The organism is Bradyrhizobium sp. USDA 4451, assembly GCF_054822585.1.
In genome coordinates this window covers 6471630-6498566 of sequence record NZ_JBTRCH010000001.1, presented here as the reverse complement: position 1 = coordinate 6498566, position 26937 = coordinate 6471630, and the positions used below count along the sequence as shown (strand labels likewise).

Annotated in this window: 24 protein-coding genes and 1 tRNA gene; 18 read left to right on the top strand and 7 right to left on the bottom strand. The window is 65.2% G+C overall.

What is annotated here, in order from left to right:
- Position 1: 1 nt before the first annotated feature.
- Positions 2–2665, top strand: a complete 2664-nt coding sequence (locus ACVMB0_RS30230; RefSeq protein ID WP_461348554.1) for a nitrate reductase — start codon at positions 2–4, stop codon at positions 2663–2665.
- A 73-nt stretch (positions 2666–2738) separates the two neighbouring features.
- Here the strand turns inward: ACVMB0_RS30230 and ACVMB0_RS30225 are convergent, their stop codons facing one another.
- A complete protein-coding gene (locus ACVMB0_RS30225; protein WP_456754170.1) occupies positions 2739–2984 on the bottom strand; it encodes a hypothetical protein in 246 nt (81 codons plus the stop codon).
- A gap of 272 nt (positions 2985–3256) precedes the next feature.
- Here ACVMB0_RS30225 and ACVMB0_RS30220 point away from each other — a divergent pair, with 272 nt between their 5' ends.
- Positions 3257–4483 (top strand): CaiB/BaiF CoA transferase family protein, encoded by a 1227-nt coding sequence (locus ACVMB0_RS30220; protein WP_456754171.1) that lies wholly within the window; start codon positions 3257–3259, stop codon positions 4481–4483.
- 333 nt (positions 4484–4816) lie between these two features.
- Positions 4817–5212 carry a Rid family hydrolase gene (locus tag ACVMB0_RS30215; protein WP_461348553.1) on the top strand — a complete coding sequence of 132 codons (396 nt, stop codon included), beginning with the start codon at positions 4817–4819 and terminating at the stop codon, positions 5210–5212.
- 9 nt (positions 5213–5221) lie between these two features.
- Here ACVMB0_RS30215 and ACVMB0_RS30210 read toward each other — a convergent pair whose 3' ends face one another.
- Positions 5222–5911 carry a TetR/AcrR family transcriptional regulator gene (locus ACVMB0_RS30210; RefSeq protein WP_456797928.1) on the bottom strand — a complete coding sequence of 230 codons (690 nt, stop codon included), beginning with the start codon at positions 5909–5911 and terminating at the stop codon, positions 5222–5224.
- 256 nt (positions 5912–6167) lie between these two features.
- Between ACVMB0_RS30210 and ACVMB0_RS30205 the strand changes: the two genes are divergently transcribed.
- From ACVMB0_RS30205 to ACVMB0_RS30195, 3 genes are all read left to right on the top strand, one after another.
- Positions 6168–7400, top strand: a complete 1233-nt coding sequence (locus ACVMB0_RS30205; protein WP_456754173.1) for an acyl-CoA dehydrogenase family protein — start codon at positions 6168–6170, stop codon at positions 7398–7400.
- A 161-nt stretch (positions 7401–7561) separates the two neighbouring features.
- Complete coding sequence (locus ACVMB0_RS30200) at positions 7562–8620, top strand: phosphotransferase family protein (protein WP_461348552.1); 1059 nt, start codon at positions 7562–7564, stop codon at positions 8618–8620.
- 156 nt (positions 8621–8776) lie between these two features.
- Entirely contained in the window at positions 8777–9691 is a 915-nt protein-coding gene (locus tag ACVMB0_RS30195; protein WP_456754175.1) for a DMT family transporter, read from the top strand.
- Positions 9692–9904: 213 nt separating this feature from the next.
- Here the strand turns inward: ACVMB0_RS30195 and argE are convergent, their stop codons facing one another.
- Together argE and ACVMB0_RS30185 are read right to left on the bottom strand one after the other, a co-directional pair.
- Positions 9905–11074 carry an acetylornithine deacetylase gene (argE, locus tag ACVMB0_RS30190; protein ID WP_456754176.1) on the bottom strand — a complete coding sequence of 390 codons (1170 nt, stop codon included), beginning with the start codon at positions 11072–11074 and terminating at the stop codon, positions 9905–9907.
- Positions 11075–12093: 1019 nt separating this feature from the next.
- Positions 12094–12879, bottom strand: coding sequence for an SDR family NAD(P)-dependent oxidoreductase (locus ACVMB0_RS30185; RefSeq protein ID WP_456754177.1), 786 nt, complete (start codon positions 12877–12879; stop codon positions 12094–12096).
- Positions 12880–13018: 139 nt separating this feature from the next.
- On the opposite strand from ACVMB0_RS30185, the gene ACVMB0_RS30180 reads away from it, so the two are divergent.
- Positions 13019–13726 carry a histidine phosphatase family protein gene (locus ACVMB0_RS30180; protein WP_456754178.1) on the top strand — a complete coding sequence of 236 codons (708 nt, stop codon included), beginning with the start codon at positions 13019–13021 and terminating at the stop codon, positions 13724–13726.
- 74 nt (positions 13727–13800) lie between these two features.
- Positions 13801–14568, top strand: a complete 768-nt coding sequence (locus ACVMB0_RS30175; protein ID WP_456754179.1) for an SDR family NAD(P)-dependent oxidoreductase — start codon at positions 13801–13803, stop codon at positions 14566–14568.
- A gap of 168 nt (positions 14569–14736) precedes the next feature.
- On the opposite strand, the gene ACVMB0_RS30170 is transcribed toward ACVMB0_RS30175, so the two are convergent.
- A complete protein-coding gene (locus ACVMB0_RS30170; RefSeq protein ID WP_456754180.1) occupies positions 14737–15960 on the bottom strand; it encodes a serine hydrolase domain-containing protein in 1224 nt (407 codons plus the stop codon).
- Positions 15961–16129: 169 nt separating this feature from the next.
- On the opposite strand from ACVMB0_RS30170, the gene ACVMB0_RS30165 reads away from it, so the two are divergent.
- Positions 16130–16205 (top strand) — tRNA-Trp (locus ACVMB0_RS30165).
- A 64-nt stretch (positions 16206–16269) separates the two neighbouring features.
- Here ACVMB0_RS30165 and ACVMB0_RS30160 read toward each other — a convergent pair.
- On the bottom strand, positions 16270–17475 hold the full coding sequence (locus tag ACVMB0_RS30160) for an ABC transporter substrate-binding protein (protein ID WP_461348551.1): 1206 nt from the start codon (positions 17473–17475) through the stop codon (positions 16270–16272).
- A 174-nt stretch (positions 17476–17649) separates the two neighbouring features.
- Between ACVMB0_RS30160 and ACVMB0_RS30155 the strand changes: the two genes are divergently transcribed.
- Both ACVMB0_RS30155 and ACVMB0_RS30150 read left to right on the top strand, forming a co-directional pair.
- Positions 17650–18414 carry a FadR/GntR family transcriptional regulator gene (locus ACVMB0_RS30155; protein WP_461348550.1) on the top strand — a complete coding sequence of 255 codons (765 nt, stop codon included), beginning with the start codon at positions 17650–17652 and terminating at the stop codon, positions 18412–18414.
- Positions 18415–18467: 53 nt separating this feature from the next.
- On the top strand, positions 18468–20081 hold the full coding sequence (locus ACVMB0_RS30150; protein ID WP_461348549.1) for an acyl-CoA synthetase: 1614 nt from the start codon (positions 18468–18470) through the stop codon (positions 20079–20081).
- Between the two features lie 7 nt (positions 20082–20088).
- On the opposite strand, the gene ACVMB0_RS30145 is transcribed toward ACVMB0_RS30150, so the two are convergent.
- Positions 20089–20997: a DUF3313 domain-containing protein gene (locus tag ACVMB0_RS30145; RefSeq protein WP_461348548.1), complete on the bottom strand. Its 909-nt coding sequence runs from the start codon at positions 20995–20997 to the stop codon at positions 20089–20091.
- A gap of 204 nt (positions 20998–21201) precedes the next feature.
- Between ACVMB0_RS30145 and ACVMB0_RS30140 the strand changes: the two genes are divergently transcribed.
- The 7 genes from ACVMB0_RS30140 (at position 21202) to ACVMB0_RS30110 (ending at position 26693) form a co-directional block, all read left to right on the top strand.
- Positions 21202–21948: a response regulator gene (locus tag ACVMB0_RS30140; protein WP_461348547.1), complete on the top strand. Its 747-nt coding sequence runs from the start codon at positions 21202–21204 to the stop codon at positions 21946–21948.
- 20 nt (positions 21949–21968) lie between these two features.
- Complete coding sequence (locus ACVMB0_RS30135) at positions 21969–23285, top strand: ATP-binding protein (RefSeq protein ID WP_461348546.1); 1317 nt, start codon at positions 21969–21971, stop codon at positions 23283–23285.
- A 303-nt stretch (positions 23286–23588) separates the two neighbouring features.
- Positions 23589–23780 carry a preprotein translocase subunit SecE gene (secE, locus tag ACVMB0_RS30130; protein ID WP_016840554.1) on the top strand — a complete coding sequence of 64 codons (192 nt, stop codon included), beginning with the start codon at positions 23589–23591 and terminating at the stop codon, positions 23778–23780.
- Positions 23781–23800: 20 nt separating this feature from the next.
- The gene (nusG, locus tag ACVMB0_RS30125; RefSeq protein WP_044538613.1) at positions 23801–24334 is read left to right on the top strand and encodes a transcription termination/antitermination protein NusG; all 534 of its coding nucleotides are present in this window, start codon (positions 23801–23803) and stop codon (positions 24332–24334) included.
- 130 nt (positions 24335–24464) lie between these two features.
- A complete protein-coding gene (gene rplK, locus ACVMB0_RS30120; RefSeq protein ID WP_016840552.1) occupies positions 24465–24893 on the top strand; it encodes a 50S ribosomal protein L11 in 429 nt (142 codons plus the stop codon).
- 6 nt (positions 24894–24899) lie between these two features.
- Positions 24900–25592 (top strand): 50S ribosomal protein L1, encoded by a 693-nt coding sequence (gene rplA / locus ACVMB0_RS30115; RefSeq protein WP_456754187.1) that lies wholly within the window; start codon positions 24900–24902, stop codon positions 25590–25592.
- A 147-nt stretch (positions 25593–25739) separates the two neighbouring features.
- A complete protein-coding gene (locus ACVMB0_RS30110; protein WP_461348545.1) occupies positions 25740–26693 on the top strand; it encodes a 2-hydroxyacid dehydrogenase in 954 nt (317 codons plus the stop codon).
- Positions 26694–26937 lie beyond the last annotated feature (244 nt).

Genomic DNA, 26937 nt, shown 5'->3' with positions numbered 1-26937 from the left:
AATGCCGGTCAAGACCACGTGTCCCTATTGCGGTGTCGGCTGTGGCGTCATCGCGTCAAAGGACGCGGCGGGCAACGTCCGGGTCGAAGGCGACAAGGAGCATCCGGCCAATTTCGGCCGGCTCTGCAGCAAGGGCTCGGCGCTCGCCGAGACCATCGATCTCGACGGGCGCTTGCTCGAACCAATGGTGGATGGCGCGCCGGCGGCGTGGGACGACGCGCTCGATCGCGTCGCCGGCGGCTTTAGCCGGATCATCCGCGAGCACGGGCCCGACGCGGTCGCGTTCTATGTCTCCGGCCAGCTCCTGACCGAGGACTATTACGTCATCAACAAGCTCGCCAAGGGTTTTGTCGGCACCGCCAATATCGACACCAATTCGCGGCTGTGCATGGCCTCCAGCGTCGCCGGTCACAAGCGCGCGTTCGGCAGCGATACCGTGCCGGGCTGCTACGAGGATCTCGAACAGGCCGAGCTTCTGGTGCTGGTCGGCTCCAACGCCGCCTGGTGCCATCCGATCCTGCACCAGCGCATGCTGGCGGCCAAGGAGAAGAACCCGGCGTGCAAGATCGTGGTGATCGATCCGCGCCGCACCGCGACCTGCGAGGGCGCCGATCTGCACCTGCCGCTGCGCTCGGGCAGCGATTCCGTGCTGTTCAACGGGCTGTTCGCCTTTCTGGCCGGCAGCAATGCGGTCGATCGCGCCTTTGTCGGCAATTGCACGACCGGGATCGTCGATGCGCTCAAGCAGGTCGGCGGGCAGAGCCTGGCGCAGACCGCTGCGACCTGCGGCCTGACCGAAGGCGCAGTCGGATTGTTCTTCGACTGGTTCACCAAGACCGAGCGCGTCGTCACGCTGTATTCGCAAGGCATCAACCAGTCATCGAGCGGTGTCGACAAGGTCAACGCCATCATCAACTGCCATCTCCTGACGGGGCGCATCGGCCGTCCCGGCATGGGGCCGTTCTCACTGACCGGGCAGCCCAATGCGATGGGCGGCCGCGAGGTCGGCGGGCTCGCCAACCAGCTCGCCGCGCATATGGAGCTCGAGAATCCCTCGCATCGCGAGCTGGTGCAACGGTTCTGGCGCGCGCCCGTGATCGCCGAGAAGGGCGGGCTGAAGGCGGTCGACATGTTCGACGCGATCGCCGACGGCCGCATCAAGGCGGTGTGGATCATCTCGACCAATCCGGTGGTGAGCCTGCCCGATGCCGACCGCGCGCGGGCCGCGCTCGAGGCCTGCGAGCTCGTCGTGGTGACGGATTGCATGCGCGATACCGACACCACGCGGCTTGCCGACGTGCTGTTGCCGGCGCTGGCGTGGGGCGAGAAGGACGGCACCGTCACCAATTCCGAGCGGCGGATCTCGCGGCAGCGGCCGTTCCTGGCGGCGCCGGGCGAGGCGCGCGCCGACTGGCGCATCATCTGCGACGTTGCGCAACGCATGGGATATTCCGGCTTCGGCTACGCGTCGGCCGCCGAGGTGTTCCGCGAGCACGCCGAACTCTCGGGCTTCGAGAACAACGGCAAGCGCGATTTCGACATCTCGGCGCTGGCTGGGCTCGACGACGACGGCTATGACGTGCTGGCGCCGGTGCAGTGGCCGGTGACGTCGGAGCATCCTTCCGGCACGCCGCGGATGTTCGAGAGCCAGCAATTCTTCACGCCCGACCGCAAGGCGCGGTTCGTGCCGGTCGCGCCGCGCGCGGCGCGCAACGCCACCAGCCGCGACTTTCCGCTGGTGCTCAACACCGGTCGTATCAGAGACCAGTGGCACACCATGACCCGGACCGGGAAAACCGGACGGCTGCTGTCGCATATCTTCGAGCCCTATGCCGAATTCCATCCCGATGATGCACGCCAGGCCGGCCTGCAGAACGAAGGGCTGGTGCGGCTGACCAGCAGCTGGGGCGAGATGATCGCGCGCGTCGTGGTCAGCGCCGACCAGCGCCGCGGCTGCGTGTTCGTGCCGATGCACTGGAACGAGGAGTTTGCCGGCGAGGGCCGCGTCAATGCGCTGGTCAATCCGGCGGTCGATCCCTTGTCCGGCCAGCCGGAGTCCAAGCACACGCCGGTCAAGGCCGATCCCTACGCGCCGCAATGGCACGCCTTCATCCTGAGCCGCGGTGCGATCAAGCGTCCGGCGTCAGGCTACTGGGTCTACGGCAAGGCCGGCGATGGCACGCGGCTGGAGCTCGCGCTAGATGCCCGCCCGGAGAGCTGGCGCGACTGGGCAAGGGCGCAGCTCGGCCTCGACGGCGTCGAGATCGAATGGATCGCCTATCGCGATCCCGCGGCGGGACGCTTCCGTTACGCGGCAGTGCGCGACGGCCGGCTCGAGGGCTGCGTCTTCATCGCGCCCGATCACGCGCTGCCGTCGCGGGCCTGGCTGACCGGGCTGTTTGCCGAACAGCAGCTCTCGGCCAATGCGCGGATGTCGCTGCTGGCGGGACGGCCGTTCGGCGCGGGCGAGGATGTCGGCCCGATCGTCTGCTCCTGCTTCAGCGTCGGGCGGCACCAGATCACAGCCGAGATCAAGAAGGGCGCCGCCAGCGTCGAGGCGATCGGCCGCTGCCTGAAGGCCGGCACCAATTGCGGTGGCTGCAAGCCCGAGATCGGCAAGCTGATCGGGGCCACCGCGCAACCGCGGCAGGCGATCGCGTCCTGATTTCCGCTGCCGGTACGAAGCACGAGAGCATGATCTCTTCGGAAAACCGCTTCGCACTTTTCCGGATCATGCGCTAACAGCCGCGGCAGATGCTCTTCAGCTTGCTGTTGAGCAGGCGGTCCTCCTCGTCGGAGGCTGCCTTGGTATAGGCATCGTTGCCATGGCGCTTGTCGTCGGCAAATCCGCCGCCGCGACTGCCGCCGCCGGCATGCATGCCGTGGCTGTGGCCGCCGCCATGGCCGTGGCCGCCGCGCGCCTCGGCGGGCGGCATCGCGGCCGCAACCAATGTCAGCAGTCCAACCGTCATGATCGTCCGCATCGCGTCCTCCTCCTCGTCGCGGCAGGATAGCGCCGGCGCTGAGACAAATCGGTGTCGGCGATCTTCACAATTTCGCGTGGCGGCAGGACGGGGCAGGGCCGGTTCCGGCCGGTGCGCCGCACATAGGCCGCCCGGGGATGGCTTCATGCCGACAATGCAGTGCTCGCGACAGCAAAATGGTGTATCGGCAAGCGCTGGCGGCCGCGAACACGGGCAGGGCCCGGTCCGGCGCCGGACAATCAAGATTGAGCAAGAAATCGGAGGAATGCTTCATGTCGGCTCTGCCACTCTCGGGCATCAAAGTTCTCGACCTGACGCGGGTGCTCGCGGGCCCGCTGTCGGCCCAGATGCTGGCGGATCTCGGCGCCGAGGTGATCAAGATCGAGCGGCCCGGCGGCGGCGACGACGCTCGCGCCTTTGGCCCGCCCTATCTCAAAGACCCCGAGGGCAAGGCGAACAACAACAACTCGTTCTACCTCTGCGCCAACCGCAACAAGAAGTCCGTCACCGTCAACATCGCCAAGCCCGAAGGGCAGGCGATCATCCGCGAGCTCGCCAAGTCGGTCGACGTGATGATGGAGAACTACAAGGTCGGCGACCTCAAGCGCTACGGCCTCGACTACGACACCATCAAGCAGATCAACCCCGGCATCATCTATTGCTCGGTCACCGGCTTCGGCCAGACCGGGCCGTACGCCACGCGTGCCGGCTATGACGCGATCCTGCAGGCGATGGGCGGGCTGATGAGCGTGACCGGCCATATCGACGGCGAGCCCGGCGCGGGCCCGATGAAGGTCGGCCCCTCGATCGTCGACTACATGACCGGCATGAACACCTCGATCGGGATTCTGTCGGCGCTCTACCATCGCGACGCCAACAACGGCGAAGGGCAGCATGTCGACGTCTGCCTGTTCGACACCGTGATCGCCTCGTTGTCGCACTGGCTCCAGATCTACCTCGTCAACGGCAACATGCCGCCGCGCCGCGGCACCTGGGGCAATGGCGGCATGCCGGCCGGCGTGTTCCGCTGCACCGACGGCGAGCTGATGCTGGTGGTCGGCAATGACGGCCAGTTCCAGCGCACCTGCGCGGTGCTCGGCGAACCCGAGCTCGCCAACGACAAGCGCTTCGTCAAGAACAACGACCGCGTCGTGCACGGCAAGGAGATCATGGCGATCTTCGCCGGCCTGTTCCTGAAGCAGCCGGTGGCCTATTGGCTGGAGAAGCTCGAGGAGGCCGGCGTGCCGTCCGGCCCGATCAACAACTTCGAGCAGGTGTTCAGCGATCCACACGTGCAGTCGCGCGGCATGCGGGTGAAGGTCGACCATCCGTTCGAGCCGAACCTGTCGCTGATCCGCAACGCGCTGACCTTCTCGGGCACCCCGATCACCGACTACCGCGCCCCGCCGCTGCTCGGCGCCGACACCAAGGACGTGCTGGCGACCATCGGCTATGACGAGGCCAAGGTCGAAGGCCTGAAGGCGCAGGGGATTTTGTAGGAGTAGGATTCGAAACCGCGCGCGCTGCAGTTTTCCCGTCATCCTGAGAGAGTGTGAATGTATTCAGTGTCGTCCTGGCTTTCGCCAGCACGATGACGTGGGGGGCCGCTCACTACAATTTCTCAGACTGTCATCCTGAGGAGCGCGTAGCGCGTCTCGAAGGATGCGCGGCCCGGCTGGTGGCCGTCGATCCTTCGAGACGGCCGCTGCGCGGCCTCCTCAGGATGACGGTGATAGAGCAATCGGGTTCAGCACACTTCGACCTGTATCGAAGCATCATTGACACCAGCCTGCTAGATTGGCGCCATCGATCCCTCATCGCAGGTGCCAATCATGAAACGGGAAGTGATCCGCGTCGAACCGATCTCGAGCTGGCTGGAGCGCTGGAAGGCGCCGGCGTCCGCGGTCACCCGCGCCGGCAACATGGTGTTCGTCTCCGGCCTGCCACCGTTCGATCCGGCAACCGGCGAGATCGCGGCCGGCGCATCGATCGAGCGGCAGAGCGAGCTCGTCATGGAGCAGCTCAAACAGTGCCTTGCGGCGGCCGGCGCCACGTTCGACAATGTGATGAAGTGCAATATCTTCTGCACCTCGGCAAAACACTTCGCGACCTTCAACGCGATCTACCGCAGATATTTCGCCGACGAGCTGCCGGCGCGGATCTTCGTCTGCATCCCGGAATGGACCGGGCCGTTCGACATCGAGATCGACTGCATCGCGATGGTATAGCGCGAAGCCTTACAGATCCTGCCGCGTCAGCCGGCCGTGCACCAGCACCGGCCGCGCGGCCGGCTTGCTCGGCGCGTCGCCCATCGTCAGCGCCATCACCGATACCGTGACCACCCGATCGACGATGGCGCGGACGTCGTCGAGATCGCATTTGCCTTCCGACAGCCGCAGCAGGCGTTCCTTCTCGCGGATGGTGTGGTGCGCCATCGCGAGCGCGAAGTGCAGGCCCCAATACAATTCGGTATCGTCACGGCCCGGCATCGCGCGGCGCATCGCGGCGGCGAATTTGCGCAAATGATCGACCTCGCGGTTCTTGATGCGGCGGATCGGCGGCACCGATTCGATCGAGGCGCGGATCATGAAGCGTGCTGCGGTCGAGCCCTCGCGGTCCGGCCCGAGGCAGCCGCGCAGAGTGGGGCCGACCAGCGCGCGCATGATGTCCTCGATCGCGGCGCGGCCGCCACCCGCTTCTTCCGCCGCCTTCAATTCATTGAGGCGTTCGCGGTTGGTCTGGATGCTGCGGGTGACGAACAGCTCCGCGATCAATTCGTCCTTGGAGCCGAAATGATAATTCACCGCCGCGAGGTTGACGTTCGCCTCCGCGACGATGTCGCGCAGCGTGACGTCGCCGAAGCCGCGATCGGCATAGAGCCGTTCGGCGGCGGCGAGAATGGCGGATCGGGTGTGATCGCTGGCCATGGCTGAGAGCCTTTCCGTTATTCCGCGGCGCGATGCGCCGGAACGACGAAGACGACAGGGAGTTGCATTTCAAACATTTGTATGAAACTATCGTTTGAAGAGCCGGAAATGTCAATCCGCTGATCGCGGGCGTCATTCCGGCACACCAGCGCCATCCGTCCGCGAACGCCCTTGCGAGCCGCGGGGGCGGGGCGGACAATGTTGTTCAAAAGGCCAAGACCCAAACGGCCCAAGTCTAGGAAACGAGGAGCGTCCCATGGATTTCACGATGTCGCCCAAGCAGAAGGAATGGCTGGAGCGCGTTCAGGCTTTCATGAAAACGCACGTCCGCCCGGCGGTGCCGATCTATGAGAAGCAGGACGCCGAGGGCCCGCGCTGGAAGGTGATCCCGGTCCTCGAGGATCTGAAGAAGAAGGCCAAGGCCGAAGGGCTCTGGAACATGTTCATGCCGCCGTCCTCGCATGAGGATGACGAATTCCACGGCGCGGGACTGACCAATCTCGAATACGCGCTGCTGTCGGAAGAGATGGGCCACATCTCCTGGGCCTCGGAAGTGTTCAACTGCTCGGCACCCGATACCGGCAACATGGAAGTGTTCATCCGCTACGGCACCAAGGAGCAGAAGCGCAAATGGCTGCGCCCGCTGATGGACGGCGAGATCCGCTCCGCCTTCCTGATGACCGAGCCGGCGGTGGCGTCCTCCGACGCCACCAACATCGAGACCCGGATCGAGAAGGACGGCGATCACTACGTCATCAACGGCCGCAAATGGTGGTCGTCGGGCGTCGGCGATCCCCGTTGCAAGATCGCGATCCTGATGGGCAAGACCGACTTCAACGCCGCCAAGCATCAGCAGCAGTCGCAGATCCTGGTGCCGCTCGATACCCCCGGCATCAAGGTCGAGAAGATGCTGCCGGTGTTCGGCTTCGACGACGCGCCGCACGGCCATGCCCAGGTGCTGCTGGAGAACGTCCGCGTGCCGAAGGAGAACATCCTGCTCGGCGAGGGCCGCGGCTTCGAGATCGCGCAGGGCCGTCTCGGCCCGGGCCGCATCCATCACTGCATGCGCACCATCGGCCAGGCCGAGGAGGCGCTGGAGAAAATGGTGAAGCGGCTCGCCTCGCGCACCGCGTTCGGCAAGAAGATCATCGAGCATTCGGTCTGGGAGCAGCGCATCGGCGAGGCCCGCACCGACATCGAGATGAACCGTCTGCTCTGCCTCAAGGCCGCCGACATGATGGACAAGGTCGGCAACAAGACCGCGCAGGCCGAGATCGCGATGATCAAGGTCGCAGCGCCCAACATGGCGCTGAAGATCATCGACCAGGCGATCCAGGCGTTCGGCGGCGGCGGCGTCTCCGACGACGCCGGGCTCGCGCGCGCCTATGCCCACATCCGCACGCTCCGTCTCGCCGACGGTCCGGACGAGGTGCATAATCGCGCCATTGCCAGGCTCGAAGTTCGGAAGTATGCAAACACGTCACATTGAGCATGATGCGGAACGCATGGCGTTCGCGCGCACATCGTGCTCAGAATGAAAAGCAATCAGGCTGGCGTGCCAGCCTGATCGCGGGAGCGCCGCACGGCGCTCCATAAAACGAGGGAGCGCCGCAGGGCGCTCCATAAAAACTGAGTTGAGGGAGCGTCATCGTGGCGGACGGCGTCAGGAAAGACGAGGAATTTTCCGGAACACGGGAAGTCGAGGAGCGCCATCGCGTCAACGAGGCGAACCTCGATGCCTGGATGAAGCAGCACGTCGAGGGCTATCAGGGTCCGCTCAAGGTCCTGCAGTTCAAGGGTGGCCAGTCCAACCCGACCTACAAGCTCGAAACCGCCGGCCGCAACTATGTGATGCGCCGCCGGCCGTTCGGTAAACTGTTGCCGTCGGCTCATGCGGTGGATCGCGAGTTCCGCGTCATCGCGGCGCTCGGCAAGCAGAATTTCCCGGTCGCCAAAGCCTACGCGCTGTGCACCGACGATGCGGTGATCGGTTCGGCCTTCTACATCATGTCGATGGAGGAGGGGCGGGTGTTCTGGGATCCGACGCTGCCGAGCCAGCAGCCGGACGCGCGCCGGCAAATCTTCACCAGCAAGATCGAGACGCTGGCCAGGCTGCACATCCTCGATCCCGAGAAGATCGGCCTCGGCGATTTCGGCAAGCCCGGTAATTATTTTGCGCGCCAGGTCGACCGCTGGACCAAGCAGTACCGCGCGTCCGAGACGCAGCACATTCCGGAATTCGAGAAGCTCGCCGAGTGGCTGCCGAAGACGGTGCCCGAGCAGAAGCGGGTCTCGGTCGTGCACGGCGATTATCGCCTCGACAACATGATCTTCCATGCCACCGAGCCGCGGGTGCAGGCGGTGCTGGACTGGGAATTGTCGACGCTCGGCGATCCCATGGCCGACTTCACCTATCTGTTGATGCAGTGGACCATGCCGGGCCTCGCCAATGCCGATCTCAAGGCGTTGAACATCCCGAGCCAGGACGAGGCCGCGCAGATCTACTGCAACGTCACCGGCATGGCCGTGCCGGATCTCAACTGGTACTTCTCCTATAATCTGTTCCGCCTCGCCGGCATCACGCAGGGCATCGCGGGCCGCGTCCGCGACGGCACCGCCGCGAATGCCAAGGCCCTCGAATCGGCCGCGCGCACCGTGCCGCTGTCGAAGGCGTCATGGGAATACGCGCAGAAGGCCGGCGCGGTCTGATCCGACAAAGCGGCGCGATCCACAGGGGGCGCGCCGCTGTTGCGGGCTGCGGCATGTTTCCACACTGTAGTCATCTGTGACTTGAGTTCGCTGCGCCGCTTTGGCAATTCAGTCCGATCGATATTTCCCGCCTGGTCCTGATCGGACATTTTCGTTTTGCCCCTCTCTTCGAATCTACGCGGCAGCCTGTTCATGGCTGCGGCCATGGCCAGCTTCACGGTCAACGACACCATCACCAAGGCGGTGGCGGCGGAGCTCAATATCGGGGAGATCCTGCTGGTCCGCGGCCTGGTCGCGATGGTGCTGGTGGCGGCGCTCGCCTGGTACCGCGATGCGCTGCGTAGCTTCAGCGCGCTGCTGATCTGGCCGGTCGGCCTGCGCGTGCTCGGCGAGATCGGCGGCACGCTGACCTATCTCTCGGCGATCGCGCAGATCCCGCTCGCCAACGCATCGGCGATCTTCCAGGCGCTGCCGCTCGTGATCACGCTCGGCGCGGCGCTGGTGTTCGGCGAGCCGGTCGGCTGGCGGCGTTGGCTTGCGATCGCGGCCGGCTTCATCGGCGTGCTGGTGATCGTCCGTCCCGGCGCGGAAGGCTTCAGCCAGGCGTCGCTGCTGGCGCTGGCCTCGGTCGGCTTCTGCGCGGTGCGCGATCTCGCCACCCGCCGCATCCCGAAGCAATTGCCGACCGTGTTCATCACGCTGCTTACGACAGTGACGGTGACGACGGCCGGCGCCGCCGTACTGGTGCCGCTCGGCGGCTGGAAGGCGCCGTCCGGCCAGGCGCTCGGCCTGCTCACACTCGCCGCGGTCCTGATCCTGATCGGTTATCAGTGCATCATCGTGTCGCTGCGCACGGGCGACATCTCGGCGGTGGCGCCGTTCCGTTACACCGCGCTGCCATGGGCGATGCTGACCGGCTATCTCGCCTTCGGCCATAAGCCCGACGGTGCGATGCTAGCCGGCGCCGCGATCATCGTGGCCTCCGGCCTCTATGCCTTCTACCGCGAGCGCAAGCGCGACAAGCTCCGCCCCGCCGCAACGGGACCGGGCCTGCCGCCGGATGGGTTGTAGGGAATTTGTAGGGCGAATACTGCGTCACATGCGCTGCTTTCGGCCGATTCTGAGAGGCCGTGAACGAATCTAGCCCTCATTGCGAGCGAAGCGAAGCAATCCATCGGTCCGCAAACGCGGTTGGATGGATTGCTTCGTCGCTTTCGCTCCTCGCAATGACGGCGGAGGCAGAATTATGACGCAGTAAGACTAATCCGCCCTACACGTCCAGCCTCACTTCGCGCAATGCGCAATCAGCCTGGCGACGAAATCTCCGCAGGCCTCGAGCTGCGACATCTCGACGAACTCATCCGGCGTATGCGCCTGCGCGATCGAGCCGGGGCCGACCACCACCGACGGCACGTCGGCCATGCTCACGAACAGGCTGGCCTCGGTGCCGAAGGCGACCTTGGCGTGGTCGTTGCGGCCGGCAAACTGCTTGGCGAGAGTGACGATCGGCGCGTCGGCCGCGGTGTCGAGCGCGGGGTAATCGAGGATCTCCTCGAAGTCGATGCCGCAATCCGGATGCCGCGCGCGCATCTTCGGTTCGATCTCGGCCTTCGCCCAGGCGACGATCGCATCGGTGACCTCGCGCGACTCGGTGATCCCGATGCCGCGGCATTCGAAATCCACCGTGCAGTGATCGGGCACGATGTTCAGCGCGGCGCCACCATGCACGACGCTGGTCAGCAGCGTGGAGTGCGGCACGTCGTAGAGACTGTCGCGCTCGCGCTTCGCGGCAAGCTGCCCGGCGCGGCGGCGGATCTCGGCGATCAGGTCGGCCGCGTACTCGATGGCGTTGACGCCGTCGGGCGCGATCGAGGAGTGTCGCGCGAGCCCGCGGAAGGTGGCGCGCACGCCGTGCTTGCCCTTGTGCCCGATGATCACCTGCATCTGGGTCGGCTCGCCGACGAAGCAGCCGAGCGGCCGGATCGGCTTGCGCGCGACCTCGCGCAGCATCGGCCGCACGCCGACGCAGCCGATCTCCTCGTCATAGGAGATCGCAAGATTGATCGGCGTCTTCAGGTCGGTCGCGAGCATTTCCGGCACCATCGCGAGACACACCGCGACAAAGCCCTTCATGTCGGTGGTGCCGCGGCCGTACAGCCGGCCGTCGCGCTCGACCAGTTCGAACGGGTCGTGGCTCCAGTCCTGTCCCGCGACCGGCACGACGTCGGTATGCCCCGATAGAGCAAGCCCGGCCTTGTCATCGGGGCCGATCGTCACCCACAGCGAGGACTTCTGTCCGGTGTCGTCGACAATGCGCTGGCTGCCGACGCCAAGCGCGGCGAGATAGCGCTCGATGTAGTCGATCAGAGGCAGGTTGCTGCGGTCACTGATGGTGTCGAAGGCGACGAGGTCGGCCAATAGCTTGCGGATACGGTCGGAACGTGGATTTTGCATTGCCTGTTCGTTTGCCGGGAGTGTGTTGGGAATTGCGACGGCGATCTTGCCAGCGAAGTATAACAGCTGGTTTGCCTGCCGGGTCCAAGCAATATCCGGGCCGGGACCGGGGGCGTTGCGCGGCGATAGCGACAGACCTGCGAAGCCGGACCGGTGTTGCTCATTCGACACGACGGGCAACTCAGCAAAACCTGTCAATCCTGCCCAGCAAAAATAATTCGGTTTATCGTAATGACAACTCGGTGTATGGTGTACCCGTCTCACCCGACACGAGGGGCGCTTCGCGGTCGTCACGAACGCGGGTCGAGATGCGGTGGACGCTGCGCGTGGCCTGACGAGAGCACGCAAGGCGGACGGCGAAATCGTGCAGGCCTGACGCCCTAGCGGTAGGTGTCTCTTCCGATTGCGCAAATGCGCGTTGTGAAGACGGTGACAACAAAGCCAAGTCTCGCCGGGGAGAGCACGTATAAGCCGTAAGCCATCGCGCAGGGAAAGCCGGATTGCTCCGGTTACACCTGTGGTCCTACCCCCGTGCTTTCTACCCCATTGCTCGGGGCCCATGGGTGCGATCGGCACCCGGCTTTCCCTGCGCCCTCTTCGAGAAGAGGGCGGAACGAAATGCAAAGCTCGGGCAATTCATGTCGCGAGAACGCGAAGCTATATCCCCACCACTACTGTCATCGCCCGGCTCGACCGGGCGATCCAGTACGCCGCGGCTTCTCGGCTCAAGCACCGCCGTCTCTGGAATACTGGATCACCCGGTCAAGCCGGGTGATGACACCGAAAGCGTGGCAATTGAATCGAGACTGATCTTCATCGTCGTCCCGGCGAAGACCGGGACCCGTTACCCCAAATGCGCATTGTTGGGCGACGCCGGGGCCACAAATCTCGTTCACAACGGAATGCGGTGGTTATGGGTCCCGGCCCCCGTGCGCAATTGCGCACTCGGCCGGGACGACGGTGGTAGGCGCCGCTGTCGCGTGATCCGGAATCGGCACCGCGAACGGAGAGCACCCCTGCTAGATCGGCTTGCCCGTATACGGCATCGAGGCGGTGAGGCCGCCGTCGACCGGAATCGCTTGGCCGTTGACGTAGGATGCTTCGTCGCTTGCCAGGAACAATCCCATCGCGGCGAGCTCGTGCGGCTGGCCGGGGCGCTTCAGCGGATTGAGCTGGCCGATCTTGTCCTGGGTGCCGCGCTCCTTGGCGCGGTCGAACACCGGCTTGGTCATGCCGGTTTCGATCAGGCCGGGGCAGATCGCATTGATGCGCACGCCGGTGCCGGAGAGCGAGTAGGCGGTGGTCTGCACCAGGCTGATGACGCCGGCCTTGCTCGCGCCATAGGGATGTCCGCTGGCGCCGGACTTCAGGCCCGCGACCGAGGCCGTGCAGACGATCGAGCCATGGCCCTGCCTGGTCATGTGCGGGATCGAATGCTTGATCGCGAGGAACGGGCCGATCAGATTGACGCGCAGCACTTCCTGCCAATGTTCCGGCGTCTGGTCGGCGAGCGGCACGAGGCCGCCGCTCACGCCGGCATTGGCCCAGATCGCATCGAGCTTGCCGTATGTCGAGACCGCCTTCTCGATGAAGGCCTTCACGTCGCTCTCCGATCCGGCATCGGCGGTGACGGCCTCAATGGTGCCGCCGGCGTCGCGCACCAGTTTTGCGGTTTCGTTGACGCCGTCGCTGCGATCGACCGCGATCAGCTTGGCACCTTCCCTGGTGAACAGCAGCGACGCCGCGCGGCCGATGCCGCTGCCGGCGCCGGTGATGATGACGGATTTGCCTTCGAGGCGGCCCATAGGTTTCTCCCTGTTCACGTGATCCTCCGTGCGTCTGCCGCGCGACGGAATTCAAACAAAATTTCAAACGTCCGATGCACTTGAGACGAGGTGCGGCGTGACGTACAGCGTGACGGGACACTATTGAAGGGCTCATCCGATGTCCAATCCAGAGAAGCCTGACGTGACGGTGACGCGGTGGTGGTGGGTTCGTCACGCGCCGGTGCGCAGCGACGGCGGCAACATCTACGGGCAGGAGGATATCGACTGCGACACCGGTGACGTCGAAGTGTTCGAGGCGGTCGCAAAGATGCTGCCGCGCAATGCCGTGTGGTATTCGAGCAATCTGAAGCGCACGCACAAGACCGCTGATGCGATCTGGGCCGCCGGTTATCCGAAGCCCGGCAGCATGACGCAGGAGCGCGACTTCGCCGAGCTGCATCTCGGACGCTGGCAGGGCATGAACCGCGCCGCCTTCCTCGCCAGTCGTCCGCCGGGCAATCTCTGGTTCGCCGACGTCAACGAGCCGGCCCCCGGCGGCGAGAGTTTCATGGATCTCTACACCCGCGTCTGCCGCACCATCGTGCGGATCACCGCTGCGGAGGCCGGCAAGGACATCATCGCGGTCGGCCATGGCGGCGTGATCCGGGCCGCGGTCGGTCTTGCGCTGGGCGGCCAGCCGGACCGTGGCCTGTCGTTCGACATCGACAATGTCTCGGTGACGCGGCTCGATCACATCGCGGCGCCCAACGTGTCGACCTGGCGGCTGCCGATGGTCAACCAGCAGCCCTGGATCGCCGATCCCCGCCACGCCGCGATGCATCAGCCGTCCGGGCCCGAGGTGCGGCCGGCGGGCAAGCTCGCGTGATGACGCTATCGCAACACGACAACGCTGCTTAAGCTCAAAATAGAATTCAAACACCTTACATCAGGGAGAAAACCATGACCTTGTTCGACATGAAGGGAAAAGTCGCCGTCATCACCGGCTCGACGCGCGGCATCGGACGTGCGATCGCCGAGCGGATGGCCGAGCACGGCGCCAAGGTGGTGATCTCCTCGCGCAAGGCCGACGTCTGCGAGCAGGTCGCGAGCGAGATCAACGACACTTACGGCAAGGGCACCGCGGTTGCGATCGCGGCCAACATCTCGTCGAAGGAAAATCTGCAGAACCTGGTCGATGAGAGCAACCGCGCCTTCGGCAAGATCGACGTGCTGGTCTGCAACGCGGCATCCAATCCCTACTATGGCCCGCTCGCCGGCATTTCCGACGATCAGTTCCGGAAAATCCTCGACAACAACATCGTCGCCAACAACTGGCTGATTTCGATGGTGGTGCCGCAGATGATCGAGCGCAAGGACGGCTCCATCATCATTGTCTCCTCGATCGGTGGATTGAAGGGCTCGACCATCCTCGGCGCCTACGCGATCTCCAAGGCCGCCGACATGCAGCTCGCGCGCAACCTCGCGTGCGAATACGGCAAGCACAACATCCGCGTGAACTGCATCGCGCCCGGCCTGATCAAGACCGATTTCGCCAAGGCGCTGTGGGACAATCCCGACAATCTGAAGGCCTCGACCGCACGCTCGCCGCTGCTGCGGATCGGCGTGCCGGACGAGATCGCCGGCGCCGCGGTGCTCATGGGCTCGCGCGCCGGCGACTTCATGACCGGCCAGACCGTCGTGATCGACGGTGGCGCGACGATCAGCTGACGCGTGTTGGTGCGCAAAGCGCGCCATACCTTCAACTCGTCATCACCCGCGAAAGCGGGTGATCCAGTACGCCGAGGCCTCTCGGTTCATCACGACTGCCGCGGCGTACTGGATGCCCCGCATCCGCGGGGCATGACAATGTTGGACGTGGAGCGAGGCGTATCCGCCTCACTCCACCGCGGCGTACACCCCGTTCCGCACCAGCGAGCGGGTGTATTCGCGCTGGCCGGGGCCTTGCATCATGAAGACCGCGATCAGGTCTTCGCTCGGATCGATCCAGAAGAACGTGCCGGCCATGCCGCTCCAGAAATATTGGCCGACCGAGCCGGAGAACGGCGCGATGCCCTGCTGGGTGCGCACTGCGAATCCGAGACCGAAGCTGTGGCCGGGCGACACCAAGGTGCCCTGGACCTTGACGCCGGCGCCAAGGTGATCGGAGGCCATGAAGGCAAGCGTCTTGCGGCCGATGATCCTGGTGCCGTCGAGTGTGCCGCCGTTGAGCAGCATCTGCGCGAAGCGGGCATAGTCCATCGTGGTCGACACCAGCCCGCCGCCGCCGGATTCCATCGCCGGCTTCTCCAGCATGTTGAACAGCTGCACCTTCTCGTTGGTCCAGGGATCGTTGGCAAACGCCTCGGCGAGCCGGCCGGCATTGGCTTCGGCGGTGTGGAAGGCGGTCTCGTTCATTTGCAGCGGCGCGAGGATGCGCTCAGTCAGGAACGCGCCGAGCGTCTTCCCGCTGACGACCTCGATGATGCGGCCGAGGATGTCGGTGGAGCGGCTGTAGTTCCACTCGGCGCCAGGCTGGCAGACCAGCGGCATGGCGGCGAGCATGGTGGCGTGCTCGGCATTGGTGATCTTGCGGCTGCGCAGCCGCGACTGCTTGTAGAGCTCCTGCACCGGGCCGCTGCCGGTGTGGTCATAGGTCAAACCCGAGGTGTGGCGCAGCAGGTCCTGGATCGTCATCTGCCGCTGCACGGGAACGAGCTCGAGCTTGCCGTTATGCTCGACGCCGACCTTGGTCTCGGCGAACTCCGGAATGAACTTTGCGACGGGATCGTCGAGCAGGAAGTGGCCGTCCTCCAAGAGCTGCATGATGCCGACCGAGACGATCGGCTTGGTCATCGAGAAGATGCGGAAGATCGAGTCATGGGTCATCGGTGCCGCGGCGGTCGGGCTTTGCCGGCCGATGGCCTCGAACCAGCCGATCTGGCCGCGGCGGGCCACCAGCACGGTGAAGCCGGGCGCGGTTCCCTTGTCGACCTCGCGCTTGAAGGTGTCGGACATCGCCTGCAGCCGCGTGCTCGACAGCCCGATCGAGTCGGGCTTGGCGAGGGGAAGGGACGGGGTGGTTGGGCTGGCGGCGTGCTTGGTGGCGGTCTGGACGTTCATGGTCTCTCCCTGGTTCTTGATTCTTGCGGCGTGGCGCCGACGCGGGGTGATCGCCGAACTTTGGCGCAGAAGTTTTGCAATGAACAGAAGCTTCACCGCTTCGCCCTTGCAAACCGGCCATGCCCTGTGCTTGAAACGGCGCGAACCGGCGGCGACGCCGGTTCCCTGCAGGAGTGTAGCTCAATTGGTAGAGCACCGGTCTCCAAAACCGGGGGTCGCAGGTTCGAGCCCTGCCACTCCTGCCAGCTTTTAGCTAATAATTTGAATGTCTTGGCCGAGGTCTTGGACCCCGGCCATGATCGTTATCAGCTATTTGATCAGCGGGCAGCCGCCGTCCTTGAGCGGCCGGAACGCCTGGTCGCCGGGCACCTCGGCGAGCACCTTGTAGTAATCCCACGGCGCCTTCGATTCCTCGGGCTTCTTGACCTCGAACAGGAACATCGAGTGCACCATGCGGCCATCCTCGCGCACCACGCCGTTGTCGGTGAAGGCGTCGCGCACCGGGGTCGCGCGCATCTTGGCCAAGACCGGCTTGGTCTCCCTGGTGCCGGCGGCCTTCACCGCATTGAGGTAGTGCAGGGTGGCGCTGTAGGTCGCGGCCTGGTTCATGGTCGGCATCCGCTTCATGCGCTCGAAGAAGCGCTTGCCGAAGGCGCGGGTGCGGTCGTTGAGGTCCCAGTAGTAGGCCTCGGTGATGATCAGGCCCTGCGCGAGCTTCAGCCCGAGGCTGTGGATGTCGGAGATGAACATCACGACGCCGGCGAGATTCTGCCCGCCGGCGACGACGCCGAATTCGGCGGCCTGCTTGATCGCGTTGATGGTATCGCCGCCGCCATTGGCGAGGCCGATGATCTTGGCCTTCGACGCCTGTGCCTGCAGCAGGAAAGACGAAAAATCCGGCGTGTTGAGCGGATGCCGCGCGCTGCCGACCACCTTGCCGCCGGCGGCACGGACCACGTCGCCGGTGTCGCGCTCGATCGAGTGGCCGAACAGATAGTCGGCGGTGATGAAGAACCAGGTGTCGCCGCCGTTCTTCACGATCGCGCTGCCGACGGTGTGGGCGTTGGCGTAGGTGTCGTAAGTCCAGTGCAGCGTGTAGGGCGAGCACGATTTGCCCGTGATGTCGGAGCTCGCCGCATCCGTCACGATCATGATCTTCTCGAACTGCTTCGACATCTCCATGCCGGCGAGCGCGGTCGCCGAGGTCGGCATGTCGATGATCATGTCGACGCCCTCGGCCTCATACCATTTGCGGGTGATGGTGGCGGCGACGTCGGCCTTGTTGAGGGGATCGGCGGTGACGAGCTCGATCGGCTTGCCGAACATCGAGCCGCCGAACTCCTCGATCGCCATCTTGGTGGCCTCGACGTTCCCGGCGCCGCCGATGTCGGAATAGACCGACTGGAAATCGGTCAGCACGCCGATCTTGAGCGACGGTTGCTGCGCGAGCGCGGGCCCCGCCAGCATGGCGGCAAGCAGCCCGGCCGCGGACAGACTCGTTGCGATGGATCTCATGACGATGGCCCTCCCCGGATGTTCTTATCTGTTTGTCCGACAAAGCTAGGTTTGCCCGGTTCCGGTGTCAATTCTGACCAGCGTGGTGCGACAGTCCGGCCGAAAATGACCCATTTGACGCTCGAACAGCCTCCGCCTACACTTTGTCCGACAAACGACAATCGGGAGCCCAAAGTGGCCGCCACGCCGCTGTTCCGCCGGATCGATGTCGCGCCGGCCTATCAAAAGGTCGCCGACGCGATCGAACGCGAGATCATCAACGGCCGGATCAAGCCGGGCGAGCCGATCGGCACCGAGCAGCAGCTGGTCGAACAATTCGGCGTCAACCGCTCGACGGTGCGCGAAGGCATTCGCGTGCTCGAGGAGGGCGGGCTGATCCGCCGCGATTCCAGCCGCCGATTGCAGGCCTGCCTGCCGCGCTACAACAAGCTCGCCACGCGATTGTCGCGCGCGCTGATCCTGCACGAGGTCACGTTCCGCGAGTTGTTCGAGACCTCGATGACGCTGGAGGTCGCAAGCGTCGAGGGCGCGGTGGAGCGCGCGACCGACGAGAACATCGCCGAGCTCGCCGGCAATCTCGCGCGCAGCGCGGATGTGGTCGGCAATCCCGCCGGTCTCGCCGAGCTCGATGCGGAATTCCATGTGCTGATGGCCAAGGCTTCGCAGAATCGCGTGTTGCAGCTCGCCCGCGAGCCGGCCGCGCAGCTGTTCTTCCCGACCACCGAGATGATCGTCGGTGGCGTGCCTGAGGGCGGCGCCCGCCTTGTCGAGGCGCATCGGCACATCCTCGAGGCGATCAGGCGGCGCGACAGGGAGGCCGGCGTGCTGTGGACGCGGCGGCACTTGCAGGACTGGCGGCGCGGCTTCGAGAAGATCGCCTCGCTCGATCGCTCGGTCGAGCACACCTACATGGAACACGCCTACGCGGCGCGGCAGTAGCGGCGGCGCGGCGACAACGAGACAACGACAAAAAGCACATTCGGGAGGGACAAATGAGCGACAACATCGCAGCAACCATCCAGCGCGCCCGCGAGCACAGTATCGGCGATCTGCTGCGCCGGTCGGCCAAGCGCTATCCCGACAAGACCGCGCTGATCTGCGGCGAGGTGAGCTGGACCTTTGCGGAGATGGATGCGATCTGCAACCGGCTGGGACGCGGCTTGCTCGCGCTCGGCGTCGCGAAGGGCGATCGCATCGCGGTGCTGTCGCGCAATTCGCACGGCTTCGCCGCGCTGCGCTTCGCCGTGGCGCGGATCGGCGCCATCCTGGTTCCGATCAACTTCATGCTCAATCCCGACGAGATCAATTTCATCCTCGCCAATTCCGGTGCCAAGCTGCTCGCGGTCGGACCCGATTTCGTCGAGACGGCGCACGCTGCGGCCGCCAAGGGCTCGGCGGTCGAGACCCTGATCTGGTTGCCGGGCGAGGATCCGGCCACAGCACCCGAAGGCATCACGACCTTCGACAGCCTCTTGCACGACGACGCCTCGGCGCCGGATGCCTCGGTCGACAGCCGCGATCCCGCGCAGATCATCTACACCAGCGGCACCGAGTCGCTGCCGAAGGGCGCGATCCTCACCCATGAAGCCGTGATGTGGCAGTATGTCAGTTGCATCATCGACGGCGGCATGGCGACCGACGACATCGTGCTGCACGCACTGCCGCTCTATCATTGCGCGCAGCTCGACGTGTTCCTGGGGCCCGCGATCTATCTCGGCGCCACCAGTCTCATTACCGGCAAGCCGGTGCCGGACAATGTCCTGGCGCTGATCGCGGCGCACAAGATCAACTCGTTCTTCGCGCCGCCGACGATCTGGATCGCGATGCTGCGCTCGCCCGCTTTCGACCGCACCGATCTGTCGACGCTGCGCAAGGGCTATTACGGCGCCTCGATCATGCCTGTCGAGGTGCTGCTCGAATTGCAGCGCCGGCTGCCCGAGGTGAAGTTCTGGAATTTCTACGGCCAGACCGAGATCGCGCCGCTCGCGACCGTGCTGTCGCCCGATGACCAGCTGCCGAAGGCCGGCTCCGCCGGCAAGCCTGCGATCAATGTCGAGACGCGGGTGGTCAGGCCAGACATGACCGACGTTGCGGTCGGGGAGGTCGGCGAGATCGTGCACCGTTCGCCGCATCTGTTGTCCGGCTACTACAACGATCCGGCCAAGACGGCGGCGGCGTTCGCCGGCGGCTGGTTTCATTCCGGCGATCTCGCAACCGTCGATGCCGGCGGCTACATCACGGTCGTCGATCGCGTGAAGGACATGATCAAGAGCGGCGGCGAGAATGTCGCAAGCCGCGAGGTCGAGGAGGCGATCTATCGGCTGCCTGGAGTGTCGGAAGTCGCGGTGGTCGGGCTGCCCGATCCGCGCTGGATCGAGGCGGTGACCGCGATCGTCGTGGTGAAGGCCGGCCACAACCTCGATGCCGAGGCCGTCATCACGCACTGCGCGGCGTCGATGGCCCACTTCAAGGTGCCGAAGCGGATCATCTTCGTGGAGAGCCTGCCGAAGAATCCGAGCGGCAAGCTGCTGAAGCGCGAGCTGCGGCAGCGCTATGTCGGCGGTGCCACGCTGGATCAGGCGGTGCAGAAGAGCTTCGCGGGATAACGCCTTGCTATTGGCCGGCCGTCGTGGGCGCCTTGTCCGACCATTCCGGCGGCAAGCCAAGTTTCCCGGCTGCCATGCCGACCAGGCCGGGATTGCGGCCGAACGCCTCGCAGGCCGCGTATTTCGGCTTGCCGCCGAGCGAGGCGCCGAGCTTGTCGAACGACGGCAGCTCCGGCGCCTTGCCGAATGGCGTCGCGCCGGTGACGACGAGTTTGCTGAAGTCGTCGCTGAATGAGGAGGCGAGATCGTAGGCGTCGCCGGCGCTGGAGACCATCGGCGAGTTGGTGAATGAATTGGCGCCGCGGGCCCAGATCATCGCCGCCTGCTGGCGGCTGGCCCGGTCGCGCACTTCGGCCTCGACCGTCAGGCTGCCAAGTCCGACCGGCAAGCGCGGCACCGGTATCGGCACGCCCGCGCCGAGTGCGGTCGGCAGGAAGCTCACCACCTTGGAGGCGCCCGCCGCGACCTCGTCCGTGGGCGCCGCCTGCGTGACCAGCGCGTGCGCGGTCAGATCGGCGGGCTGATCGGGGCCAACGACCTGAAGCCGATCGCTGAGGCCGACGCAGAGCGTCCGGTCGATCGCGTTGGCGACCAGGTGCCGCTGCTCTGGCGAAAGTGTCGGCGAAGCTGACTGCGCGAACGTCGTCGGGACGATCCGCACGGTCTTCGCGGCAAGCACGTCGTCCTTGTTGACGCGAACCAGCGATTTCGCCAGCAAACCATCGGACTGCGCAAGATTGTCGTAGGATGCCAATGATCCGCCCCGTGTCATCGGTGCGCTGGCGCAGCCCGACAACAGGATCATCGCAAGCGCCGCACCGGCAAGTGAGACCGATGGATCGGGCTGGCCATCGCGTCGCGCCGGGCCCGTGCTCTGCGCACCAGCCGCAGCGCCCGGCGGAAACTCCACTTTCATATCACCCCTCGAACGATCGCTCACCCCACGAACGATCGCAGGCACGATAGAGCAGGGCCGCCGAGGTCGGGATTAAGAGATATTAAGTCAGATGTAGGCCGCGAAACCCCGCGACCTATTTGGGCCACATTTGGCCGCGCACGCTTAACAAAACGCAATATTTGCGCGCTGCGCAGCCGCGGCAGACGCCTCTAAAATCCCGTGATGCAAATCCTGGAAGACGATCTCGTGACCTTCCCCGTCGCCAATGCACGCATCCTCTGCGTCGAGGACGACGGCGATATCGCGCGCATGCTGGCCGAGGTGCTCGAGGACAACGGCTTCGAGCCGGTGCTGGTTGGTTCCGGCGCGGAGATGGACGGGCTGCTCAAGCGCCAGAGCTTTGACCTCATCCTGCTCGACGTGATGTTGCCGGGTGAGGATGGATTGAGCATCTGCCGGCGCCTGCGCACCTCGTCCTCTATACCGATCATCATGGTGACGGCGCGGAGCGAGGACATCGACCGCATCCTCGGCCTCGAGCTCGGTGCCGACGACTATGTCACCAAGCCCTTCAACTCGCGCGAGGTGGTGGCCCGCATCCGTGCGTTGCTACGCCGTGTCGAGAGCGGCTCGGCGTCGCGCTCCCGGCCGCGTCCCATGACCTTCGCCGGATGGCGCATCAATCCCACCACGCGCGAACTGCATGACCCCGCCGGCGTCCGGATCACGCTGACCGGCGCCGAATTCGACCTGTTGCTGACGTTCTGCCGCAACCCGGGACGGGTGCTGTCACGCGAGCAACTGATCGAGCAGGCCTTCGGCGGCCTGATCGCATCGGTCGAGCGCAGCATCGACGTTCATATCAGCCGCATCAGGCAGAAGATCGAACCGGATCCGAAGGACCGCTCGATGATCAAGACGGTGCGGCTCGGCGGCTACCAGTTCACGCCGGCGGTCGAGCAGATATGATGGGATGGGCGCAGCGGCTTATGCCGCGCAGCGTCGCTGCGCAACTCATGAGCCTCGTCGCGCTCTCCGAACTGGTCGGCATCACGCTCGCTGCGGTGACCGTCATTTTTCTGTTCGATTCTCCCTCGATCACCGACACGCAGAAGTTTCTTGCGGGCCGGGTCGCGGAGCTCACGCAGCTTGTGCGGTCCTCGAAGACGCCGGCCGATGCGGATGACCTGCTCGCCGCAGCCAGGCGCGGCGGTCTCGACGTCCGGCGCGTCGCCTTGAGCGAACTCGTGCCTCGAACCGCCGCAGAGACGCGGCCGTTTTCCATGAGAGCGTTTCGGCAACTGGCGGCCGAACCCGGAATTGAGTTGCTGGAAGACCTGCGCCATCCGGTAGGCTCGTCGTCGCAGGTGATCGTGAGGCTCGACGACGGCAACGCGTTGATGGCCGACGTCGCGGTCAAGGGCGGCCTCTGGTCCACTCTGGTCCGCCCGGTCGCCGCGGGGGCGATCATCGTGTTGATCTCCATGCTGCTGCTGTCGATCTATGCGGTGCGCTGGGTGATCGCGCCGCTGGCGGACGTCGCGCGCGCCGCGACCTCGTTCGGCCGCTCGCCGCGGGCTCCCGAGGTGCTGCGGCGGCGTGGTCCGCTCGAGATCGCCCTGGTCGCCGACGCCCTGAACGAGATGCGCACCCGGATCCGCGCGCTGCTCGACGACCGCACCCGGATGCTGGCCGCAATCAGTCACGACCTGCGGACGCCGTTGACCCGACTCAGGCTGCGCGCCGAGCGCGTCGGCGACGATGCCCTGCGCCCGGCGATGCTGGGCGATGTCGCCAAGATGACGCGCATGATCAATGAGACGCTGGAGTATCTCCGCGAGGATGCGCGCTCGGAGGCGGTCTCGTGCATCGACCTGCCGAGTTTCCTGCAGACCATCTGTTCGGAGTTCGCCGATACCGGCCACGCGGTATCTTATGCGGGGCCGGCGCGCTTGCCTTATGCCTGCCGGCCCCGCGCGCTGTCGCGCGCCGTCACCAATATCGTGGAGAACGCGGTCAAGCACGGCAGCACGGTCATGGTGGCGCTGCGGCCCACGGCATCCGACCACATCGAGATCGAGGTGGTTGACGACGGACCCGGCATTCCGCCGGCGCTGCGCGACAAGGTGTTCGAGCCCTTCTTCAAGGCCGACAGCGCACGGCAGGACAGCAGCGGCTTCGGGCTCGGGCTGTCGATTGCACAGGATATCGCCAAGCGCCACGGGGGCCGCATCGAACTGAATCCGGGAGAGCCGAGCGGATTGCGGGTCTCGCTGCTGCTGCCGCCAAAGCCCGTCTTGGCCTAGGCCGGGCGGGCTTCGCGCGCGCCCCTGGCTAAGTCCTTGATTTCAGGTGGCCCGTTCCGTCCGAGCGGAAGCCGGCCGGGCCGGGCGCGACCCCGGCGACCTTGACGTTTGGCCGATCCCGCAGTAGATACCCGGCACTCGCAGCCGGCCCGCTTTGATGGCGGATATCCGGCGCGGCCTAATTCCCCGAACATTCGAGCTCGTTTATCGGCTCAACCTTCAAACGAGGGCTGGGTCCGCAAGGTCGGCTGTTCGGATTCCTTGAAACGTTGCAATCGTCCGGAGACGGACGCGGATCTCACGATGGCTTTCAGCCCGTTCAAATTCCTGCAGGAAGTGCGCTCGGAGACCGCCAAGGTCACCTGGCCGACGCGCCGCGAGACGACCATCACCACCATCATGGTGTTCGTGATGGTGGCGCTGGCCTCGATCTTCTTCTTCGCCGCGGATCAGATCATCCGCTATCTCATCACCCTGATACTGGGCATCCACTGATGAGCATGGGAACTCAATTGATGGACAAGCGCTGGTACATCGTTCACGCCTATTCGAACTTCGAGAAGAAGGTCGCGGAATCGATCCGCGAGCAGGCCAAGCAGCGCGGGCTGGAAGAGCTGTTCGAGCAGGTGCTGGTGCCGACCGAGAAGGTCACCGAGGTGCGCCGCGGCCGCAAGATCGACGCCGAGCGCAAGTTCTTCCCGGGCTATGTGCTGGTGAAGATGAAGCTGACCGACGAGGCGTTCCATCTGATCAAGAACACCCCGAAGGTGACCGGCTTCCTCGGCGCGGAAAACAAGCCGATGCCGATCTCGGAATCCGAGGCGATGCGGATCCTGCACCAGGTGCAGGAGGGCGTGGAGCGTCCGAAGGCGTCGGTGTCGTTCGAAATCGGCGAGAATGTGCGCGTGGCCGACGGCCCGTTCGCCTCGTTCTCGGGCGTGGTGGAAGAAATCGACGAGGCGCGCTCGCGCGTGAAGGTCGCGGTGTCGATCTTCGGCCGCGCGACCCCGGTGGAACTGGAATTCGGTCAGGTCGAAAAGGTGGTCTGACCGGACGGCGTGGGGTATATGCCCCGCGTCAAGTGAGAGGCCGTGGGAGGGAGGAGGCGGTCGCCGGCCCCTTCAACCGAACCACGGAACCTGAAACCGCCGGCCCCGTCCGGCACAACAGGAGTGATAAATGGCAAAGAAAGTGACCGGATACCTGAAGCTTCAGGTCCCGGCCGGTGCGGCGAATCCTTCGCCCCCGATCGGTCCCGCGCTTGGTCAGCGCGGTCTGAACATCATGGAGTTCTGCAAGGCGTTCAACGCGCAGACCCAGAAGGAAGAGAAGAACACCCCGATCCCGGTGATCATCACCATCTATGCGGACCGGTCCTTCACCTTCGAGATGAAGACCCCTCCGATGTCCTACTTCCTCAAGCAGGCTGCCAAGATCCAGTCCGGATCGAAGGCGCCGGGCCGCGACAAGGCCGGCCAGGTGACCAAGGCGCAGGTGCGCGAGATCGCCGAGAAGAAGATGAAGGACTTGAATTGCGACACCATCGAATCGGCCATGAAGATGGTCGAGGGCTCTGCCCGCTCGATGGGTCTGGAAGTTGCGGGGTAACGGGCCATGGCAATCGGAAAGCGTTTGAAGAAGGCCCGCGAGGGCGTCGATCGCGAGAAGCTCTATCCGCTCGCGGATGCCATCAAGATGGTCAAGGAGCGTGCCAAGTCGAAGTTCGACGAGACGATCGAGATCGCGATCAATCTCGGCGTCGACCCGCGCCACGCCGACCAGATGGTCCGCGGCGTCGTCAACCTGCCGAACGGCACCGGCCGCACGCTGCGCGTCGGCGTGTTCGCGCGCGGCGCCAAGGCTGAGGAAGCCAAGGCCGCGGGAGCCGATGTCGTCGGTGCCGAAGACCTGGTCGAGAAGGTGCAGGGCGGTGCGATCGATTTCGATCGTTGTATCGCCACCCCCGACATGATGCCGCTGGTCGGCCGCCTCGGTAAGGTGCTCGGCCCGCGCGGCATGATGCCGAACCCGAAGATCGGCACCGTGACCATGGACGTCGCCAACGCCGTGAAGGGCGCCAAGGGCGGCTCGGTCGAGTTCCGCGTCGAGAAGGCCGGCATCGTGCAGGCCGGCATCGGCAAGGCCTCGTTCTCCGAGGACAAGCTGGTCGAGAACGTCAAGGCGCTGGCCGACGCGGTCTCCAAGGCGAAGCCGGCGGGTTCCAAGGGCACCTACATCCAGCGCGTTGCGGTGTCCTCCACCATGGGCCCGGGCGTGAAGGTCGAGCCAGGCACCATCCTCGGCTGAGGCCTTCGAGCGTGACGAGATAAAGAGGGGCGGGATCGGGCAACCGGTTCCGCCCTTTGTTTTTTGCCAAAGCGCGAAGCAGCTGCCGGTTCACGTGAAGATGCGCGTCAAGACAATGTCTGAAGCCTCTCGCAGGGAATAAGAACAATGCCCGATAAGGTCCTGGTCTATTCGCGCTTTCCCAAGGCCCAACTGATCCGCTTCGGCGAGCGCTATGAGCTGTTGAACGCAGCCGGCAAGCGGCTGGACGAAGCTTTCCCGGCGGCCGAGCTCGCCGACGTCAGGGCCATGATCACCGCGGGTGGCACGTCCCTCCGAGGCGAGGCCATGGATATGCTGCCGAAGCTCGGCGCGATCGTCTGCTACGGCACCGGCTATGATGGCGTCGACCTCGCCGCCGCCGCCCGCCGTGGCATCGTGGTCGGCCACAGTCCGGGTGCCAATGCGGCCTCCGTCGCCGACACGGCGGTCACCTTGATGCTGGCGTCGGTGCGGCGGCTCTTGGTGGCTGACAATTATGTCCGCAGCGGCGATTGGGCCGGGGCAAAGCCCTCGCCGATGATGCGGCCGCAGGCCGGCATGCGCGGCCGCAACGTCGGCGTCTACGGCATGGGGGAGATCGGCCGTAAGATCGCCGCCCGCGTCGCGGCGTTCGAGACCGAGGTCGGCTATTTCAGCCGCTCGAAGCACGACGTGCCCTATCACTACTTGCCGACGCTGGAGGCGCTCGCCGATTGGTGCAGCGTATTGATGGTCGCCGTGCGCGCCGGCGCCGAGACCGAGCATGCGGTCAACGCAGATATCCTGCGCCGGCTCGGCAGCGACGGCTTTGTCGTCAACATCTCGCGCGGGTCCGTCATCGACGAGACCGCGCTGGTCGCGGCACTGACCGACGGGACGATCGCCGGCGCCGGCCTCGACGTGTTCGCCAGGGAGCCGCATCCGCCCGGCGCGCTGACGGCACTGCCGAATGTCGTGCTGTCGCCGCATCTCGGCGGCCACACCCTGGAATCGCACGTCGCGATGCAGGACTGCGTGCTCGCCAATCTCGACGCGTTCTTTGCCGGCAAGCCGCTGCCGTATAAGGTGGGCGGCACCTGAGCGCTGGCGGTTGGGGCCTCGGAACCGGTTCCCGGGCGCCCTATGAATTTGGTCCAATATTTGCTCTTGGCAAGCCGGGCAGGACCGGCTACATAGCGCCTTCCGGGCGTGCTGGCACTTGCTGGCATGTCCGTGCTCGCATTCCGAAAACCTGAGATGATAGGAGATCATTCCTTTCCGCATGCTCGAAAGGAAGGAGACCCGTCGCCTCTGAACGGAATGGGAGCAGGGGCCTTCAGCATGC

Excerpts from the sequence above, each read along its gene's own strand:
- ACVMB0_RS30110 (WP_461348545.1), top strand. The coding sequence starts at position 25,740 with ATGCCCGATAAGGTCCTGGTCTATTCGCGCTTTCCCAAGGCCCAACTG.
- ACVMB0_RS30170 (WP_456754180.1), bottom strand. The coding sequence starts at position 15,960 with ATGAACGTCCAGACCGCCACCAAGCACGCCGCCAGCCCAACCACCCCG.
- ACVMB0_RS30210 (WP_456797928.1), bottom strand. The coding sequence starts at position 5,911 with ATGGCCAGCGATCACACCCGATCCGCCATTCTCGCCGCCGCCGAACGG.
- ACVMB0_RS30205 (WP_456754173.1), top strand. The coding sequence starts at position 6,168 with ATGGATTTCACGATGTCGCCCAAGCAGAAGGAATGGCTGGAGCGCGTT.
- ACVMB0_RS30140 (WP_461348547.1), top strand. The coding sequence starts at position 21,202 with ATGCAAATCCTGGAAGACGATCTCGTGACCTTCCCCGTCGCCAATGCA.
- ACVMB0_RS30135 (WP_461348546.1), top strand. The coding sequence starts at position 21,969 with ATGCCGCGCAGCGTCGCTGCGCAACTCATGAGCCTCGTCGCGCTCTCC.
- argE (WP_456754176.1), bottom strand. The coding sequence starts at position 11,074 with ATGCAAAATCCACGTTCCGACCGTATCCGCAAGCTATTGGCCGACCTC.
- secE (WP_016840554.1), top strand. The coding sequence starts at position 23,589 with ATGGCTTTCAGCCCGTTCAAATTCCTGCAGGAAGTGCGCTCGGAGACC.
- ACVMB0_RS30175 (WP_456754179.1), top strand. The coding sequence starts at position 13,801 with ATGACCTTGTTCGACATGAAGGGAAAAGTCGCCGTCATCACCGGCTCG.
- ACVMB0_RS30185 (WP_456754177.1), bottom strand. The coding sequence starts at position 12,879 with ATGGGCCGCCTCGAAGGCAAATCCGTCATCATCACCGGCGCCGGCAGC.
- ACVMB0_RS30215 (WP_461348553.1), top strand. The coding sequence starts at position 4,817 with ATGAAACGGGAAGTGATCCGCGTCGAACCGATCTCGAGCTGGCTGGAG.
- ACVMB0_RS30220 (WP_456754171.1), top strand. The coding sequence starts at position 3,257 with ATGTCGGCTCTGCCACTCTCGGGCATCAAAGTTCTCGACCTGACGCGG.
- ACVMB0_RS30180 (WP_456754178.1), top strand. The coding sequence starts at position 13,019 with ATGTCCAATCCAGAGAAGCCTGACGTGACGGTGACGCGGTGGTGGTGG.
- ACVMB0_RS30230 (WP_461348554.1), top strand. The coding sequence starts at position 2 with ATGCCGGTCAAGACCACGTGTCCCTATTGCGGTGTCGGCTGTGGCGTC.
- rplA (WP_456754187.1), top strand. The coding sequence starts at position 24,900 with ATGGCAATCGGAAAGCGTTTGAAGAAGGCCCGCGAGGGCGTCGATCGC.
- ACVMB0_RS30150 (WP_461348549.1), top strand. The coding sequence starts at position 18,468 with ATGAGCGACAACATCGCAGCAACCATCCAGCGCGCCCGCGAGCACAGT.
- ACVMB0_RS30145 (WP_461348548.1), bottom strand. The coding sequence starts at position 20,997 with ATGAAAGTGGAGTTTCCGCCGGGCGCTGCGGCTGGTGCGCAGAGCACG.
- ACVMB0_RS30160 (WP_461348551.1), bottom strand. The coding sequence starts at position 17,475 with ATGAGATCCATCGCAACGAGTCTGTCCGCGGCCGGGCTGCTTGCCGCC.
- ACVMB0_RS30225 (WP_456754170.1), bottom strand. The coding sequence starts at position 2,984 with ATGCGGACGATCATGACGGTTGGACTGCTGACATTGGTTGCGGCCGCG.
- rplK (WP_016840552.1), top strand. The coding sequence starts at position 24,465 with ATGGCAAAGAAAGTGACCGGATACCTGAAGCTTCAGGTCCCGGCCGGT.
- nusG (WP_044538613.1), top strand. The coding sequence starts at position 23,801 with ATGGACAAGCGCTGGTACATCGTTCACGCCTATTCGAACTTCGAGAAG.